The sequence below is a fragment of the Paraburkholderia steynii genome, from assembly GCF_900100565.1.
Taxonomy (GTDB): domain Bacteria; phylum Pseudomonadota; class Gammaproteobacteria; order Burkholderiales; family Burkholderiaceae; genus Paraburkholderia; species Paraburkholderia terrae.
The window spans coordinates 395,694-412,498 of the sequence record NZ_FNDI01000004.1 but is presented as its reverse complement, the minus strand read 5'-3'; the positions used below and the strand labels follow the sequence as shown (position 1 = coordinate 412,498).

Here is a 16,805-nt window from a genome sequence, read left to right as displayed (position 1 = left end):
CCGTCACAAGGGCACGCGCGCGATCGACATGCGCTGCGTGCAGACCGGTTGAATCAACCGTTTCCGGATCAGGAGGTCGATTCCATGTTACTCATCGTCATTGCGTTTCTGGGCGGGGTGCTCACCATCCTGAGCCCATGTATCCTGCCCGTCGTGCCATTTGTCTTCGCCCGTTCCGACAAGCCGTTCGTGACGGGCCGGCTGCCGTTGCTGCTCGGCCTGGCTATCACGTTCGCGCTCGTCACGGGCGTCGGCATTGCCGGCCTGAGCGGCGCCGCGCAACTGAACCACTACGGGCGGTGGGTGTCGCTCGCGCTGTTCGGCGTGTTCGGCGCATCGCTGCTGTTCCCGGCGCTGTCGGCGCGTCTGTCGCGGCCGTTCTTCGGGATCGGTAACCGCGTCGCCGCGCTGTCGCAAATGCGCGGCACGCGTTTCCAGATCGGCTCCGCGCTGCTGCTCGGCGTGGCGACGGGCTTGCTGTGGGCGCCCTGCGCGGGCCCCATTCTCGGCCTGATTCTCACGGGCGCCGCGCTGCATGGCGCGACCTGGGCGACGGCGGCGGCACTGACCGCGTACGCGCTCGGCGCGGCGAGTTCGCTCGCCGTCGTGTCGGGGCTCGGCAAGCAGGCGCTCGACGGACTCAAGCGGTCGCTCGGTCTCGGCGAGCATGTGCGCCGCGCGATGGGCGCGCTGGTGCTGTTGAGCGTCACGGCCATCGGCTTCGGTTTCGATACACGCGCCCTCGCGCAGTTGCCGTCGGCATCGACGACGGGCGTCGAGAGCCGGCTGGTCGGCCTGCTTGGTTCCGACCACACGCAACAGCCGCGTACGCTGAAGCCGCACATCCAGCGCATCAGCGCGAAGGTTCCGTCCGCGCTGCCTGTCGAAGGCCATCTGCCTTCGCTCGATGGTGCCGAGAGCTGGATCAACTCGCCGCCGCTCACGAGCGACGCGTTGCGCGGCAAGGTCACCGTCGTCAACTTCTGGACGTATTCGTGCATCAACTGCCTGCGCACGCTGCCGTATCTGAAGACGTGGTCGGACCGCTATCGTAACGATGGCCTCGCGGTGGTCGGCGTGCATACGCCGGAGTTCGCCTTCGAGCACGATCCGTCGAACGTGAAGCGCGCCGTCGCCGACCTCGGTGTGCGCTACCCCGTCGCGATCGACAACGGATACAAGATCTGGCAAGCGTTCGGCAATCAGTACTGGCCGGCGTTCTATATCGTCGATGCGCAAGGTCGCATCCGTTATCACCATTTCGGCGAAGGCGGCTATGCCGAAGCCGAGAAGGTGATCCAGCAGTTGCTGGCAGAGTCGGGACACACGACGCAGGCGCGCGATCTGCCGCCCATTCAAGGCGCCGGCGCGCAGGCGGCCGCGGATAACCCGAATGTCGAATCGGGCGAGACCTACGTGGGTTATCAGCAGGCGCGCGGCTTCGCGTCGCCGGAAGACCTCCGGCCCGATGACGTTGCCGCGTACACCGTGCCGTCGCAGTTGCAGCTCAATAGCTGGGCATTCGGCGGGAAGTGGATCGTGGGCGGCGAAGCGGCCGTGCTGGACGACGCGCATGGACGCATCGCCTATCGATTCCATGCACGCGACCTGCATCTCGTGCTCGGCCCCGGCGTGAATGGCAAGCCCGTGCGCTTTCGCGTGACGATCGACGGCGCGGCGCCCGGCGACTCGCATGGCGCCGATGTTGCCGCCGACGGCAGCGGCGTCGTGACGAGCGCCCGCCTGTATCAACTCGTGCGTCAGCACGACGCCGTGCGCGACCGGACCTTCACGATCGAGTTTCTCGATCCGGGCGTGCAGGCTTTCTCGTTCACGTTCGGCTGACACGCGTGGTCAGCGCTTCAGGCAACGCCACTGCGCTTTCGCGGCGCAGTGGCGTTTGTCATTGGCAACCCGCTGCCCGAGATTTGTACCGAAATGTATATATCCGCGATAGAGAAATACTGGCTTACATTCCGGCGCATTCTGGAAACAAGCCAGATACGTGAGCGGGTTCAAATAACGACACGCAAGGTTGATTCATGACAGTGCGACTGACCGGGCGAGAAAGCATCGCGAATGCAATGCGCAAAGCGCGATGACCGCCCGGAATGACATCAACGCAGACCCGCTTCACTACTGGAGAATACTCATGAAACTCGTTCAATCCCTCATCGTTGCAGCCTTGATCGCCGCTCCCGCCGTGTCGTTCGCGCAGTCGAACCAGCCCGTGACCCGCGCGCAGGTGCGCGCCGAGCTGGTCCAGTTGCAACAGGCCGGCTACAACCCGGCGAGCGACAACACGCAATATCCGAAGAACATCGAAGCCGCGCTGTCGCGTATTCAGGCTGAAAACGGTGCTGCGTATGGCGGCGTCGCAGCGGGTCAATCGAACTCGGGTGCGCATCGCGACACCGCACAAACGCCCGCTCCTCAGCAGGACGTGCTCGGCCTCGAACCGATCTACGCGCACTCGTGATCGCCGCTGCTCCGTTGCCGATGCATGCATGCGCATGCGTCGCAACGGAGCGCCCAACTGACGCAGCAGAAAAACATCCATCGATAACGCGGTACTCAGGGGCAACACAATGACAAGAAGCTTCAGGACCATCCTCGCGTTCGCCACGATGCTGTGCGGACTTTTTGCGCTGCAGGCTGCACACGCGGCCACGCCAGCCGATCTCAAAGGCACCAGTGTCGTTCTCGTACACGGCGCATTCGCCGACGGATCGAGCTGGAACCGCGTGATCCCGTTACTCGAAGCACATGGGCTGCACGTCGTCGCGGTGCAGAATCCGTTGAGTTCGCTCGCCGACGATGTCGCGGCAACGAAGCGCGTCATCGATCAGCAGACAGGACCTGTCGTGCTGGTCGGTCATTCGTGGGGCGGCGTGGTCATCAGCCAGGCGGGCAACGACGACAAAGTGAAGTCGCTCGTCTACGTCGCGGCCTTCGCGCCCGACGCCAACCAGTCTATCGCCGACATCACGCAAGGCATGAAGCCGCCAGCATGGGCGAATGAACTGCAAAAGGATTCGGCCGGCTATCTGACGCTGTCGGACAAGGCCGTGCGCGACGACTTCGCGCTTGATCTGCCCGCAAGCCAGCAGCGCATCGTCGCCGCGACGCAAGGACCGTGGTTTTCCGGCAGCTTGAACGACAAGGTGACGCAGGCCGCCTGGCACGAGAAGCCGTCGTACTTCGTGATTCCCAGCCGCGACAAGATGATCGATCCGCATCTGCAGGTGAAGATGGCGACGCAGATCCATGCGAAGGTGACGCGCGTCGACGCGAGCCACGTCGCGATGCTGAGCCAGCCCGAGGCCGTCGCCAACGCGATTCTCGCGGCAGCGCGCAACGCGCACTAAGGCAGAGGCGCACGACATGAAGACCATCATGATGGACGGTCCGGGAGGGCCGGAGAAGCTTCGGCTGGTCGAATGCGACGAACCTGTCGCTGGCCCGGGCGAAGCCGTCGTCGAAGTGGATGCCGCCGGCGTCAACTTCATGGACATCGGCGTGCGGCGCGGCGGCATCTGGTCGACGATGGCGAATCCGAAACCGCTCGGCGTCGAAGGCGCGGGACGGGTGTCGAGCGTCGGCGACGACGTTGCGGATATCCGGCCGGGACAGCGTGTCGCGTGGGTCTATGCGCCGGGCAGCTACGCGCAGCGTATTGCGATACCTGCAGCCTCGCTCGTCCCCATTCCCGATGCGATCGATCACACCACCGCCGCCGCCGTGATGATGCAGGGCCTCACGGCCAGTCACTTCGCGACGGACTTCTACCCTGTCCGCCAGGGCGACATCGCGCTGGTGCATGCGGCAGCGGGCGGCCTCGGGCTGTTGCTCACGCAGATCATCAAGCTGCGCGGCGGCATGGTGATCGGCCGCGTGTCGCATGAAGACAAGATCGAAGCCGCGCGGCAAGCGGGCGCCGATCATGTGATCGTCGACAGCGAAGGCCGGTTCGCCGATGAAGTCATGCGCGTCACCGACGGCGAAGGCGTGCATGTCGTCTACGACGGTTCGGGACCGGCAACGTTTCAAGGCTCGCTTGCATCGCTGCGGCGCTCGGGCACGTTCTGCTGGTATGGGCCGGTGCTGGGCGCGGCCGGCCCGCTTCATATCATGAGCCTGCCGAAGAGCATCAAGATCGGGTACGCGACGTTCGCCGATCACGTCCACACCCCTGCCCTGCTGCGCGCGCGTGCGAAGCAATTGTTCGACTGGATCATCGCGGGCGTGCTCGACGTGCGGATCGGCGGCGTTTATCCGCTTGCGGATGCTGCGCGTGCGCACGCCGACATGGAGAGCCGCAGGACCACGGGCAAGCTGCTGCTGATTCCCTAGGCGATGCAGTTCATCACAGGCGCATGCGATATATGGCTTTCGACACGCATCACCGCGGCCGAAAACAGATAGCCTTCGTTGCGCAGCGTCTTGATGTAGCGTCCGTCGCGCACGCCGTCCTGCAGCCGTTGACGCACGCGGCTCACGAGCAGATCGATCGAACGGTCGAGCAGGTCGGCGTGACGGCCTTGCGTCAGGTTCAGCAACTGGTCGCGCGTGAGCACGCGGTTCGGATGATCGAGGAACACTCGCAACAGCCGATACTCCGCTCCGCTCAACGCGACCACCGTGCCTTCGGGATCGAGCAGACGGCGCGCCGCCGTATCGAGCCGCCACTCGCCGAAGCGCAGCACGGTGGCCGATTCCGCGACGCGCATGCCGGGCGGCAGCATGTTCGTGCGGCGCAGGACGGCGCGAATGCGCGCCAGCAGTTCGCGGATTGCAAACGGCTTGGACAAAAAGTCGTCGGCACCCAGTTCGAGGCCGACGATGCGATCCGCTTCGTCGTGACGCGCGGACAGCATGACAACAGGTATCGCGTGAAATTCGCCTGCGCGCAATTCGCGGCACAACGACAGGCCGTCCGCATCCGGCAACCTCGCGTCGAGGACGATGAGATCGGGCGTGTCGCGCGCGAGCGCCGCGCGCATGTCGCGCCCGCTGGACGCGTGCGATACCCGCATGCCGTTTCGTTGCAGATGGATGGCGACGAGTTCGCGGATCTCGCGATCGTTATCGACGATCAACACGTGTTCGAGCTTCTTCATGACTGATTCAACGACTGCGGCTACAGCAAGGCGCGCTGCTTCCGGCTCGCACTGATGGCGCGACCGTGCTGACAGCAGCACGGTCATCGCCTTCGTACGCGCATGTATCCGGCCCACACCCGCCGATACAAAACACTGCCTGCGAGCCACTTCAAGACATGTGACGGATACATGCCGCTGCTCAAATGAGCAACGTCGACACGCGTCACGCCGGCCACCGGGTGCGGGTTAATGTGCCGCGCATGGTGGCAGGAACGCATCGTTGACACAACAGCAACTGTGCTCACTCTCTGTTGCCCTATGGGCAACACTTGAGATTTCATGGGTCTGACAACGATGCGAACAATCAATCACCAGCGCCTGAGATATTTCTACGCGGTCCTGACGCAAGGATCGATTCGCGGCGCCGCCGACGACATGAACACGTCGCCGTCGGTCATCACGCGGCAGATCCGGCTGCTCGAAGACGAACTGGGCGTCAGGCTATTCGAGCGCGGAGCCAGAGGTGCGCGGCCGACGGAACCGGCGGCGCATCTGCTGGAGTTCTGGGAGGGCTGCCAGTCGCAGCAGGAGAAACTCGAAGACCAGTTACATGCATTTCGCGGCCTGCGTCATGGGCGGGTGCAGTTGGCTGTGAGCGAAGGTTTCGTCGATACATTGACCGAGGATGTGCTCGCGCCGTTCTGCGCGAAGTATCCCGCGCTGACGATCGAGATGAGCATGCTGGCTCGTGATGGGATTGTCGAAGAGGTGGCTGAAAGCCGGGCGCATATCGGGCTGGCTTATAACCCGCCGCCGCATCCGCGGCTTGAGTGTCTTGCGAGCTCGGTTCAGCGGGCGGTTTTGCTGATGCGGCGGGAGCATCCGCTTGCGATGCGCAAGCGTGCCGCTACCGTTCAGGATTTGCGGGCGTTTCCACTGGCGTTGATGCCGCAGACGTTTGGGATCGGACATGCGGTGAAGATGCTTGAAGTTGCCGAAGGCGTGCAGATCGAGCCGGCGGTGACGAGCAATTCGCTTGCTGTGCTTAAACGGATGGTTGCGGTGGAGAACTTTGTTACGTTGATTGGGGAGTTTGCGGCGCGGCGTGAAGTGGCAAGCGGTGAGCTTACGACGGTGCCCGTCGATCATCCTGTTTTTCAGAGTACGCACGCGCGGTTGATCGTAAAGGCGGGGCGTTTGCTTACGCCTGGGCCGATGGAATTGCTCAAGTGGATTCAGCGGAGGCTTTCTGTGTTTTCGGTGGAAGGTGTCCACATGTCGTAGTGGTGGTTTTTTGTCTGCGACTGCTGGATGGGTTTGGTTTGTACGCTGCGCGGGCATCTGGTTTGGGTTTTTGTTTTTACGCGGGCTTTAGCCTTCGTGGCGCAGTTGGTTTGGTTTGCTTGTGTTTGCGCTGGCATCCGCGACTTGTTAGCGTGCTTCAAGCGTCGCCCCTGTGCGGGGCGGCACCTACTTTTCTTTGCCGCCGCAAAGAAAAGTAGGCAAAAGAAAGCGGCTCACACCGTCAGCTCTTGTTCCTGCCTGAGGGCCCCCAACGGGTCTTACGCTTCACACGGCAGCCTTTCTGTTCACGCGAGTTGCCAACGCTTCGAATGAACGCCTCACCCGCTTCGAAGACCCGTACTCGGGCCAGCGGCAGCGAATGGTATGTGCCGCCCAGGTGGCAAACTGTGTGTAGGTTGTCGCGTCGTATAGCTCGGCGCTCTTACATCGAGGCGTGCGCTATCGGTCCGAAGTGATGCGTGTGGAGTACTACGGCCTACACACAGTTTGCCACCTGGGCGGCGGTGGACTATCTGGCACGGCATGGTGAAGCGCGGGTGCGTGAAGCGGGTGAGGCGCACTGCAAGAGCGCTGGCAACGAACATGGGTCACGTGATTGCCGTGTGAGGCGTAAGAACCTTTGGGGGCCCTCAGGCAAACACTAGAATTAGCGGTGTTAGCCGCTTTCTTTTGCCTACTTTTCTTTGCGGCGGCAAAGAAAAGTAGGTGCCGCCCCGCACAGGGGCGACGCTTGAAGCACGAAGGCATAACGCGGATGCCAGCAAAAACACAAGCAAACCAACCCGGCCGCGCCACGAAGTCAAAGCCAGCGCAAACATAAGCAGCCCAAACCGCCCGCGCCGCAAAGGCGCCACACACTAAATCCTCTCTACAAGCAAATCCTCAATCATCACCGGCAACCTCCGCGCTCTGACACCCGTCGCATGATGCACAGCATCAGTAATCGCCGCCGCGACGCCAGCCAGCCCAATCTCGGCAATCCCCCGAGCGCCCAGCTCGTTAAACACAGGATCGGGATAATCCAGAAACGTCACATCGAGCGCCGGCATATCCGCATGCGAAGCGACAATATAGTCAGCAAGATTGCTATTGATCGGCGCACCGCTTTGCGCGTCATACATCGTATGCTCGAAGAGAGCCATGCCAACACCCATCACCACAGCCCCTTCAATCTGATTGCGCCCGGCGCGCGGATTCAGAATCCGCCCCGCGTCGATTACCGTCACGATGCGGCTCACGCGCAGCCGCGCCGTCTCCGGCTGCCACGTCACCTCAGCGAAATGCGCGCCATACGAGTAGATCGAATAGTGCTTCTTCAGCGGATCGTCGAAGCCGCCCTGCGCACTGCCCTTCCCCGACGCCGCATGCATCTTCGCGGCCTGCAAAATCTGCGCAAACGGCACACCCGTCCCGGCCGCATCAGTCTTGCGAAACACACGTCCCGCCCCGAACGCGAGCGCGTCCTTGTCGGCACCCTTGAATGGCGACTCGTCGACAGCGACAGCGCGCGCCAACACCATGTCCGTTGCCGCGCGCGCCGCCTGCAGCACGGCGGGAATCACGGAAGCCGTCGCCGCCGAGCCACCCGATATCGGCCCCACGGGCAGCATCGTATCCCCGAGCACGACTTCAATCTGGTCGAGCGGAATGCCCGTGTGCCCCGCGACCAGTTGCGCGAGGATCGTGTACGTGCCCGTGCCGATGTCCTGCGTGCCGCACACGACGCGCGCCGTGCCGTCCGCGCGCAGATCGACGCTCGCCTCGGCGGAAAAACGCAGCCCCGGCCAGCCGCATGCGCCGACGCCCCAGCCGAGCGTCAGCCCGTCGCGCGTCATCGAACCGACTTCCGACGTGCGCTGCCCCCAGCCAAACCTTTCCGCGCCCGTCGTCAGACACTCGACGAAATGCCGCGACGAAAACGGCAAGCCCGTCGATTCGTCGACCTTCGGCTCGTTCCTCAAACGGAATTCGACAGGATCGATGTCGAGCTTGCGCGCCAGTTCGTTCATCGACGATTCGAGCGCGTAGAGTCCCGGCACCGCGCCCGGTCCACGCATCGCGGTCGGCGATCCGACGTTGCGCCGCACGAGACCTGAACTCACGCGCAGATTCGGCACGCTGTACAAAAACGGCGTGATCTCTCCGCAGCTTTCCTCGTAGTCGTCGGCGATCGCGGTGTGATTCACGTAGTCGTGGCGAATCGACGTGAGCTTGCCGCCGCGATCGGCAGAAAGGCGCATGCGCTGCTGCGTCGTCGGACGATGCCCGACGTTCTGGAACATCATCTTGCGGCTCACGACCAGCTTCACCGGCTGCCCCGTTTGGCGCGACGCAGCCGCCGCCAGCAGCGAGTGCGGCCACATCCACAACTTGCCGCCGAAGCCCGAGCCGAGATAGCGCGAGATCACGCGCACTTTCTCTTTCGGCAGGCCAAGCATCTGCATCAGCGTGCCCTGATGATTCGACACGGCCTGCGTGGTCTCGTAGAAGGTGTAGCCCTCGCCGTCCCACTGCGCGACGGTCGCGTGCAGCTCGATCGGGTTGTGCGTTTCGACGGGCGTCACATACGTCTCGTCGAGCGTCACTTCGCTCGTGTCGAATGCGGATGCCGCATCGCCGCGCTCGCTCTGGACATGCGGCTCGCCCTTCGCCTCGAGTTCGTCGCTGACGTCATGCGCCGTCTTTTCATAGCCGACTTTCACGGCGGCCGCGGCGTTGCTCGCCGCCTCGAATGTCTCGGCGACGACGGCGGCCACGTACTGGCCGTAATAGCGGATCACGTCGTCCTCGAACGGCGGACGCGCTTCGTCGACGAAACCCGTCTCCATCGAATTACCCGAAATACGATAGAAGCGGCCGATGTTGCCGCGATGCAGAACCACGCGCACGCCGGGCATCGCCTGCGCGGCGGCGAATTCGAGCGACGTGACACGGCCGCTCGCGATCGTCGCGCACACGGGCACCGCGTACAGCATGTCGGGCAAATCGATATCGGAGGTGTACTGCGCGCGTCCGCTCACTTTCAGCGGACCGTCGATGCGCGACTGCGGCTGCCCAATGATGGACAGCAAGGAATCGGACACAGTGGACATGGAAAGAAGTCCTCGAAAAAGTTTCAGACGGACTGCATGACCTGCGTCAATGCATGTATCAGGCAGCGCCTCGATAGTTCGATCTTGAAGCCGTTCTGGCTCTGCGCTTTCGCATTCACGAGCGCGGCGTCGGCGGCGCGCGCAAAGCTCGCCGCATCGGGCACGGCGCCCGCGAGTTCGGCTTCGGCTTCGCGCGCATGCCACGGCTTCGTGCCAACGCCGCCGAGCGCAACATGCGCGCGCGTGATACGCCCGTCGGCCACATTGACGACGACAGCCGCCGACGCCAGCGCGAACTCATACGACGCGCGGTCGCGCAGCTTCAGATACAGCGAGCGGCTGCCCGGAATCGGAGGCAACGTGACATGTGTGACGAGATCGCCCGGTTCGAGCACGGTTTCGCGCTCCGGCGTGTCGCCCGGCAGCAGGTAAAAATCGTCGATCGGGACACTGCGCGCGCCCTTCGTCCCCTGAATCTGCACAGTCGCGCCGAGTGCCGTGAGCGCAACGTTCATGTCCGACGGATTGGTCGCGATACATGCATCGCTCGTACCGAGTATCGCCATCGTCCGGTTGAAGCCGGTGATCGCAGCGCAGCCGGAACCCGGCACGCGCTTGTTGCACGGCATCGCGGTATCGCGGAAGTAGACGCAGCGCGTGCGTTGCAGCAGGTTGCCGCCCGTCGTCGCCATGTTGCGCAACTGCGCGGACGCGCCCGCCAGCAGCGCCTGCGACAGCACTGCGTACGGCTCGTGAATCAGCGGATGCAGCGCGAGGTCGGCGTTGCGCACGAGCGCGCCGATACGCACGCCGCCGTCGTCCGCTATTTCGACGCGATCGAGCGGCAAGCGGCTGATATCGACCACGCGCGCCGGTTTCTCCACATCGAGTTTCATCAGATCAAGAAGCGTCGTGCCGCCCGCGAGAAAGCGCACCTGCGCGCCCTGCTGCGCCGTTTGCGACGCGGCGCCTGCGACGATCGCGTCGCGCATGTCGTTGGCGCGCGAAAGCTGGAACAGTTCCATCGTGGCCTCCTAGCGCTTACCGCGCACGGTCTGGATGGCCGTCACGATGTTCTGATAGGCGCCGCAGCGGCACAGGTTGCCGCTCATCGCTTCGCGCACGTCGGCGTCGTCGGGGCCGATCGCTTCGTCGAGCAGCGCGACGGCCGACATGATCTGGCCGGACGTACAGTAGCCGCACTGATAACCGTCGCATTCGACGAACGCGGCCTGCATCGGATGCAGCGCATCGGGCTCGCCGATGCCTTCGATGGTCGTGATCGTGTCGCCTTCGTGCGTAGCCGCGAACGACAGACACGCGTTTTCGCGGTGGCCGTTCACGTGAACCGTGCATGCGCCGCACTGGCCGTGGTCGCAGCCTTTCTTCGTGCCCGTCAGATGCAGATGCTCGCGCAACGCATCGAGCAAGGTCGTGCGTGGATCGAGCGCGAGCGCGTACGACGTGCCGTTCACGTTCAGTTCGACGGGAATCGTGACGCTCGACGACGGCTGTGCGTGCGGCGTGTCACCGGGTTGATTCGCTTCCTGCGGAGTGACTTCGGGTCGGGCGATGGTATGGGGCATCGGGAAATCTCCATGCAGCAATCGGAAGGGGACGATCGGAAGGAAGACGGTCGAATGCCAGATGGCGCGTGCCACGATCGCGCGACGCCGTCGCAACACCGTGGAGCACCGATGGACAAGCGAAAAGTATAGGCGCCGATCCGTGGAAGCGCCGGTGGCGTGCTTGCTTTAAACCCTTCGCGTTTGAAACGTTCCGCGCTTCTGGCCGCCCGGATGCCGGACTGACCGACCGGCAGACTGATCAGGCGCAGCAAGCGCAATGCCCGGCCTCGTGCGAGCCGCTGCAAAAATCCATACCCGGGGACATCTGCCCCTTACAGCGACGCTCGGCTTCGGCGCGGACGCGTACGCCGCGATCCATCACGGCGAGGACCCGGACGAACGCCCGACAGGCGACGGCATCCTGTCGGGCATCGTGTCGGTGTCGGCGTCGTATCGTTTCACGCAGCACTGGGCGGCGCGCGTTCACGCCAGCGCTTGCTCCTCGCCAAGATCAGCCAAAGGATGCGCCTGCGCGCGCCACGGCGACGACAGGAAATGCCGCACGCGCTCGGGCCGCACTTCAGCCAGCGTCGCGGGCGCCCAGCGCGGCTTGCGGTCCTTGTCGACGAGATGCGCGCGCACGCCTTCGCTGAAATCGCCCTCTTCGATCGCGCGCGTGACGATACCCAATTCCATCCGGAAACATTCGGCGAGCGTCATCTGACGGCCGCGCAGCAACGCGTCGCGCGTGACGTATAGCATGGTCGGCGAATGCGACGTCAGCGCTTCATGCGTCGCTTGCAGCCACTGACGCACCTCGCGCTGGCCCATTTGGGGCGAATGCTCGCGCTCCAGATCCTGACGCAGCGTCGCGACGATCCGCTCGACGCCCGAGCGCCGGTCGAAGTGCCGCAGGATCAACTGCGTGAACGCGCCGAGCCCCGCGTGCGGGACGATGTTGCACGGCGGCTCGAATACGGTGCGCAAGGCGCGCAGCAGATCGTCGGCGGCGACGTCGGCCGTTGCGATGCGCAACAGACGTTCCTCGAACGTATCGAGCCATTCGGACGGCACGCACAGATCCGCCAGCTGGAAGCGCAATGCCTCCGCACCCGACAGCGTCACGCCAGTCAGTCCGACATACAGTTCGACCTCGGCGGGCATCACGCTCAGAAAACGCGTTGCGCCGACGTCGGGCAGAAAGCCGATGCGCGTCTCGGGCATGGCGATCTTCGTGCGCTCGGTGACGATGCGCAGCCGCGCCGCCTGGCCAAGCCCCATGCCGCCGCCCATCGTGATGCCGTCCAGCAGCGCGACAACGGGCTTCGGGAAGGTATGCAGCGCGTAGTCGAGCCGGTATTCGTCGATGAAGAACTGCTGCCAGTTTTTTTCGTTACGCTGCCGCATGCCGTACAGCGCGCGTACGTCGCCGCCTGCGCAGAAACCTTTCGCACCCGCGCCGCGCAGCACCACGGCAACGATCTCGCTATCGGTGCGGCAGCGCTCGATCAGCACGGCCAGTTCGCGCACCATCTCATGCGACAGCGCGTTCAGCGCAGCCGGGCGGTTCAGCGTGACGATCGCGACGCGATTGACGACGCGGAACAGCACGTCGGGTTCGTGCATGCTTGCCTCTTTGAGAACAGCGTTCATCGCTGCGACTCCTTCGATTGCGCGCCTTGCCACTTCGGCGCGCGTTTTTCGAGGAACGCGTTGACGCCCTCGCGCTGATCAGCGCCGTCGAACAGATCGACGAAGCGCTCGCGCTCCACGGCCAGCGCCGCCGTGCGCGGCACACCGTTGCGCGCCTGCTGGATCAGTTCCTTGCTGAAGGTGACGGCCTGCGGGCTCAAGGCCGCAACGCGCGCCGCCATCTGCAGCGCGAATTCGCGCGCCGCGCCTTTCTCGACCACTTCCTCGACGAGCCCGATGCGCAGCGCCGTCGCGGCATCGACGCGTTCGCCCGTCAGCACGATGCGCTTCGCCCAGCCCTCGCCGACGAGCCACGGCAGCGTCTGCGTGCCGCAGCCGCACGGCAGCAGGCCGACGGCCGTTTCCGGCAGCGCCATCACCGCGTGCTGCTCGGCAATGCGGATATCGCACGCGAGCGCGCATTCGAGCCCGCCGCCCATTGCATAGCCGTTGATCGCCGCGATCACGACGGGCCGCGCGTTTTGCAGCGTCTCGAACGCCGTGCCGAAGCGCGATGCTGCTTGTCGCGCGACTTCCTTGTTGCCGTCGGCGAAGGTGTTGAGATCGGCGCCCGCGCTGAAGAACTTCGGACCGTCGCCCGTGATGACGATTGCGCGCACTTGCGCGTCGTTGTTCAGGCGTTCGACGGTGTGGTGCAGCTGCAATAGCCCTTCCGGTGTGAATGCGTTCGCTGGCGGGCGCTTCAGGGTCAGCACGGCGACGCTGCCGTCATGCGCGTGGTCGAGTTCGATCATGACGCGCCTCCGTCCTTGCGATACAGCTTGATCACCGCTGAGAAGTCGAGCTTGCCGGCGCCGTTCGTGCTCATGGTTTGATAGAGCTGTTGCGCGAGCGCGCCGAGGTAGACGGGTTGGCGCGCGAGCTTTGCGGCATCGGTGGCGAGTCCGAGGTCCTTGAGCATCAGGTCGGTGCCGAAGCCGCCTGTGTAGCCGCGCGTCGACGGCGCGGTGTCGATGACGCCGGGGAATGGGTTGTAGGTGTCCGAGCTCCAGCAACGGCCCGTCGATGTGTTGATGATTTTGCCCAGTACCTGGGGGTCGATGCCGAGTTTTTCGCCGAGTGCCATCGCTTCTGACACGCCTGCCATCGTGATGCCCAGCACCAGGTTGTTGCAGATCTTTGCGACCTGGCCGGTCGAGGTATCGCCGCAGTGGACTATGTTTTTGCCCATTGCTGAGAGGATTGGCTTCACCTGTTCGTAGGTTTCCGCGGTGCTGCCGACCATGAATGTCAGTGTGCCGGATGTGGCGCCGCCTGTGCCGCCTGAGACTGGCGCGTCTACGAAGGTGTTTCCGTTTTGTGTCGCCAGGTCGGCGAAGGCTTTTACGCTGGCCGGGTCGATCGTGCTCGAGTCGATGATCGTTATGTTCTTCGCGATGCCCGCGAGGATGCCTTCTTCGCCTGTTAGCACGGCTCGTACATGCGCTGCCGCTGGGAGCATCGTGATGACGTATTCGACGTCCGTCGAGGCTTCTTTTGGGGTTTTTGCTGTTCTTGCGCCTGCTTGTTTCAGGGTTTCTAATGCTTGCGTGTTCAGATCGAAAACGCTTAGGGCGTGGCCCGCTTTCAGCAAGTTCAGCGCCATCGGCGCGCCCATGTTGCCTAGTCCTATGAAGCCGATTTTCATGTTCGCTCCTGTGGTTTTGTCTGCTATCGCGGTGTTTTGCTTTCTGCGCTGGCATCCGCGGTTTGTTAGCGTGCTTCACGCGTCGCCCCTGTGCGGGGCGGCACCTACTTTTCTTTGCCGCCGCAAAGAAAAGTAGGCAAAAGAAAGCGGCTAACACCGCCAACATTTCTTCTTGCCTGAGGGCCCCCAAAGGGTCTTACACTTCACACGGCAATCACGTGACTCATCTTTGTTGCCAGCGCCCTTGCGCTGCGCATCACCCGCTTCATGCACCTGCGTTGCGGCACGCCGTACCAGATACTCCACCGCCGCCCAGGTGGCAAACTGTGTGTAGGCCGTAGTACTCCACACACCTCACTCCGGACCGATAGCACACGCGTTCCACCATGTAAGAGCGCTAACGTATATGCCGCGACAACCTACACACAGTTTGCCACCTGGGCGGCACTAACCGTTCGCTGCCGTTTGCAGTTATGCAGGCAGTTGAAGCAGGTGAGGCGTTTATTCAAAGCGTTGGCAACGAACGTGGGTCACGTGATTACCGTGTGAAGCGTAAGACCCTTTGGGGGCCCTCAGGCAAATACAAGAATTAGCGGTGTTAGCCGCTTTCTTTTGCCTACTTTTCTTTGCGGCGGCAAAGAAAAGTAGGTGCACACAAGAACTGGCGGTGTTAGCCGCTTTCTTTTGCCTACTTTTCTTTGCGGCGGCAAAGAAAAGTAGGTGCCGCCCCCCACAGGGGCGACGCCTGAAGCTAGATAACAAATCGCGGATGCCAGCGCGAAGCACAGCGGACCACCCAGCGTCGCAGACAAACAAAAAGCCCTTATCGAAGGCTAATGGTCGTATTCACACCATCACTGACAGTGGCGTCATCAAACCATCTCGCGGTGACAGTCTTAGTCTGCGTATAAAACTGCACAACCTGCTTGCCATAAGGCCCAAGATCCCCAAGCTTCGACCCGCGAGATCCAGTAAAACTAAAAAACGGCACCGGCACGGGAATAGGAATATTGATCCCAACCTGCCCAACATCGATCTCGCTTTGGAACTTGCGCGCCGCCGCGCCGCTCTGCGTAAAGAGCCCCACACCATTGCCCATTGGATTGCTATTCACGAGCGCAATGGCATCATCCAAGGTCGGCACGGTCATCACACACAACACAGGCCCAAAGATCTCCGTCTTATAGACATCCATCTCAACCGAAACATCACTAAAAACCGTCGGCCCGATGAAATTACCCGCCTCGTAGCCAGGCACACCAACACCCCGCCCATCCAGCGCAAGCGTTGCACCCTCCTTCACGCCCGCGTCGATCAGACCAAGAACACGCTCCTTCGCAGCACGCGAAACCACAGGCCCGATATCCGTGCCGGCCTCATGACCGGCATTCACCTTCAACGTCTTCGCCTTCGCGACAAGTTCCGGCAACCACTCCTTCGACGACCCCACCAGCACCACCACCGATGTCGCCATACACCGCTGCCCCGCCGCGCCGAAGCCGGCACCCACCAGCGCATTCAGCGTCTGCTCGCGGTTCGCATCAGGCAACACGACAGCGTGATTCTTCGCGCCCATCATCGATTGCACACGCTTGCCGTGCTGGCTGCCCAGGTTGTACACATGCGTACCCACCGCGGTCGATCCGACAAACGAAATCGCCTTCACCAACTCATGCGTACACAAGCCATCGACAACTTCCTTCCCGCCATGCACCACGTTCAACACACCCTTCGGCACGCCCGCTTCGATGGCCAGCTCAACCAGCTGCATCGTCGATAGCGGGTCCTGCTCCGATGGCTTCAGCACGAATGTGTTGCCGCATACGATCGCCATCGGGAACATCCACAGCGGAATCATCGCCGGGAAGTTGAACGGCGTAATGCCCGCGCATACGCCAATCGGTTGACGCAGCGTGTACGTGTCGACGCTGCCCGCCACGTTCTCCGCGAACTCGCCCTGCTGCAACGTGCCGATCGAACACGCATGCTCGACCACTTCGAGGCCTCGGAAAATGTCGCCTTCGGCATCGGGCAACGTCTTGCCCTGCTCCGCCGTCAACGTCTTCGCAATGCGCGGCATGTGCTCGCGAATCAGCGCCTGGTACTTCAGCATGATCCGCATGCGCGCGCCAATCGGCGTGTTCTTCCACGTCGCAAACGCGGCATGCGCGGAACGGATCGCCGCGTCCACTTCCGCTTTCGTCGCGAACGGCACGCGCGCCAGCACTTCCTGCGTCGCCGGATTCACGATGTCGCGCCACTCGGTCGCGCTCGACTCGACAAATTCGCCGTTGATCAACAGCTTGACCGTGTCGACCTTGCGGTCAGCCAGAGTCGAAGGAATTGCGCTCATTCTGCATGTCTCCTGAAGTAGATATCAGTGGCTCGACTGTCGTTC

The 16,805-nt window shown here is 63.0% G+C and carries 13 protein-coding genes; 5 read left to right on the top strand and 8 right to left on the bottom strand.

Features of this window, described 5'->3' with window-relative positions; all coding sequences use genetic code 11:
• Nucleotides 1-84: 84 nt before the first annotated feature.
• From BLT65_RS10695 to BLT65_RS10680, 4 genes are all read left to right on the top strand, one after another.
• Entirely contained in the window at nt 85-1,845 is a 1,761-nt protein-coding gene (locus BLT65_RS10695; RefSeq protein WP_091777579.1) for a cytochrome c biogenesis protein DipZ, read from the top strand.
• Nucleotides 1,846-2,152: 307 nt separating this feature from the next.
• The gene (locus BLT65_RS10690; RefSeq protein WP_091777577.1) at nt 2,153-2,479 is read left to right on the top strand and encodes a DUF4148 domain-containing protein; all 327 of its coding nucleotides are present in this window, start codon (nt 2,153-2,155) and stop codon (nt 2,477-2,479) included.
• 109 nt (nt 2,480-2,588) lie between these two features.
• The gene (locus BLT65_RS10685; RefSeq protein ID WP_091777575.1) at nt 2,589-3,368 is read left to right on the top strand and encodes an alpha/beta fold hydrolase; all 780 of its coding nucleotides are present in this window, start codon (nt 2,589-2,591) and stop codon (nt 3,366-3,368) included.
• A 16-nt stretch (nt 3,369-3,384) separates the two neighbouring features.
• On the top strand, nt 3,385-4,353 hold the full coding sequence (locus BLT65_RS10680) for a quinone oxidoreductase family protein (RefSeq protein ID WP_091777573.1): 969 nt from the start codon (nt 3,385-3,387) through the stop codon (nt 4,351-4,353).
• On the opposite strand, the gene BLT65_RS10675 is transcribed toward BLT65_RS10680, so the two are convergent.
• On the bottom strand, nt 4,350-5,120 hold the full coding sequence (locus tag BLT65_RS10675) for a response regulator (protein ID WP_091777571.1): 771 nt from the start codon (nt 5,118-5,120) through the stop codon (nt 4,350-4,352). The genes BLT65_RS10680 and BLT65_RS10675 overlap by 4 nt on opposite strands.
• Before the next feature lie 336 nt (nt 5,121-5,456).
• On the opposite strand from BLT65_RS10675, the gene BLT65_RS10670 reads away from it, so the two are divergent.
• Nucleotides 5,457-6,386, top strand: coding sequence for a LysR family transcriptional regulator (locus BLT65_RS10670; RefSeq protein WP_174485113.1), 930 nt, complete (start codon nt 5,457-5,459; stop codon nt 6,384-6,386).
• 878 nt (nt 6,387-7,264) lie between these two features.
• On the opposite strand, the gene BLT65_RS10665 is transcribed toward BLT65_RS10670, so the two are convergent.
• From BLT65_RS10665 to BLT65_RS10635, 7 genes are all read right to left on the bottom strand, one after another.
• Entirely contained in the window at nt 7,265-9,499 is a 2,235-nt protein-coding gene (locus tag BLT65_RS10665; protein ID WP_091777569.1) for a xanthine dehydrogenase family protein molybdopterin-binding subunit, read from the bottom strand.
• A 23-nt stretch (nt 9,500-9,522) separates the two neighbouring features.
• Nucleotides 9,523-10,524, bottom strand: coding sequence for an FAD binding domain-containing protein (locus tag BLT65_RS10660; protein ID WP_091777567.1), 1,002 nt, complete (start codon nt 10,522-10,524; stop codon nt 9,523-9,525).
• A gap of 9 nt (nt 10,525-10,533) precedes the next feature.
• On the bottom strand, nt 10,534-11,085 hold the full coding sequence (locus tag BLT65_RS10655; protein WP_091777565.1) for a (2Fe-2S)-binding protein: 552 nt from the start codon (nt 11,083-11,085) through the stop codon (nt 10,534-10,536).
• A 465-nt stretch (nt 11,086-11,550) separates the two neighbouring features.
• A complete protein-coding gene (locus BLT65_RS10650; RefSeq protein ID WP_091777563.1) occupies nt 11,551-12,720 on the bottom strand; it encodes an enoyl-CoA hydratase/isomerase family protein in 1,170 nt (389 codons plus the stop codon).
• Nucleotides 12,717-13,514: an enoyl-CoA hydratase gene (locus BLT65_RS10645; RefSeq protein WP_091777561.1), complete on the bottom strand. Its 798-nt coding sequence runs from the start codon at nt 13,512-13,514 to the stop codon at nt 12,717-12,719. The genes BLT65_RS10650 and BLT65_RS10645 overlap by 4 nt, the downstream gene beginning before the upstream one ends.
• Nucleotides 13,511-14,407, bottom strand: a complete 897-nt coding sequence (gene mmsB / locus BLT65_RS10640; protein WP_091777559.1) for a 3-hydroxyisobutyrate dehydrogenase — start codon at nt 14,405-14,407, stop codon at nt 13,511-13,513. The genes BLT65_RS10645 and mmsB overlap by 4 nt, the downstream gene beginning before the upstream one ends.
• An 823-nt stretch (nt 14,408-15,230) precedes the next feature.
• The gene (locus BLT65_RS10635; protein ID WP_091777557.1) at nt 15,231-16,760 is read right to left on the bottom strand and encodes a CoA-acylating methylmalonate-semialdehyde dehydrogenase; all 1,530 of its coding nucleotides are present in this window, start codon (nt 16,758-16,760) and stop codon (nt 15,231-15,233) included.
• Nucleotides 16,761-16,805: the final 45 nt, after the last annotated feature.

Excerpts from the sequence above, each read along its gene's own strand:
- BLT65_RS10695 (WP_091777579.1), top strand. The coding sequence starts at position 85 with ATGTTACTCATCGTCATTGCGTTTCTGGGCGGGGTGCTCACCATCCTG.
- BLT65_RS10690 (WP_091777577.1), top strand. The coding sequence starts at position 2,153 with ATGAAACTCGTTCAATCCCTCATCGTTGCAGCCTTGATCGCCGCTCCC.
- BLT65_RS10685 (WP_091777575.1), top strand. The coding sequence starts at position 2,589 with ATGACAAGAAGCTTCAGGACCATCCTCGCGTTCGCCACGATGCTGTGC.
- BLT65_RS10680 (WP_091777573.1), top strand. The coding sequence starts at position 3,385 with ATGAAGACCATCATGATGGACGGTCCGGGAGGGCCGGAGAAGCTTCGG.
- BLT65_RS10675 (WP_091777571.1), bottom strand. The coding sequence starts at position 5,120 with ATGAAGAAGCTCGAACACGTGTTGATCGTCGATAACGATCGCGAGATC.
- BLT65_RS10670 (WP_174485113.1), top strand. The coding sequence starts at position 5,457 with ATGCGAACAATCAATCACCAGCGCCTGAGATATTTCTACGCGGTCCTG.
- BLT65_RS10665 (WP_091777569.1), bottom strand. The coding sequence starts at position 9,499 with ATGTCCACTGTGTCCGATTCCTTGCTGTCCATCATTGGGCAGCCGCAG.
- BLT65_RS10660 (WP_091777567.1), bottom strand. The coding sequence starts at position 10,524 with ATGGAACTGTTCCAGCTTTCGCGCGCCAACGACATGCGCGACGCGATC.
- BLT65_RS10655 (WP_091777565.1), bottom strand. The coding sequence starts at position 11,085 with ATGCCCCATACCATCGCCCGACCCGAAGTCACTCCGCAGGAAGCGAAT.
- BLT65_RS10650 (WP_091777563.1), bottom strand. The coding sequence starts at position 12,720 with ATGAACGCTGTTCTCAAAGAGGCAAGCATGCACGAACCCGACGTGCTG.
- BLT65_RS10645 (WP_091777561.1), bottom strand. The coding sequence starts at position 13,514 with ATGATCGAACTCGACCACGCGCATGACGGCAGCGTCGCCGTGCTGACC.
- mmsB (WP_091777559.1), bottom strand. The coding sequence starts at position 14,407 with ATGAAAATCGGCTTCATAGGACTAGGCAACATGGGCGCGCCGATGGCG.
- BLT65_RS10635 (WP_091777557.1), bottom strand. The coding sequence starts at position 16,760 with ATGAGCGCAATTCCTTCGACTCTGGCTGACCGCAAGGTCGACACGGTC.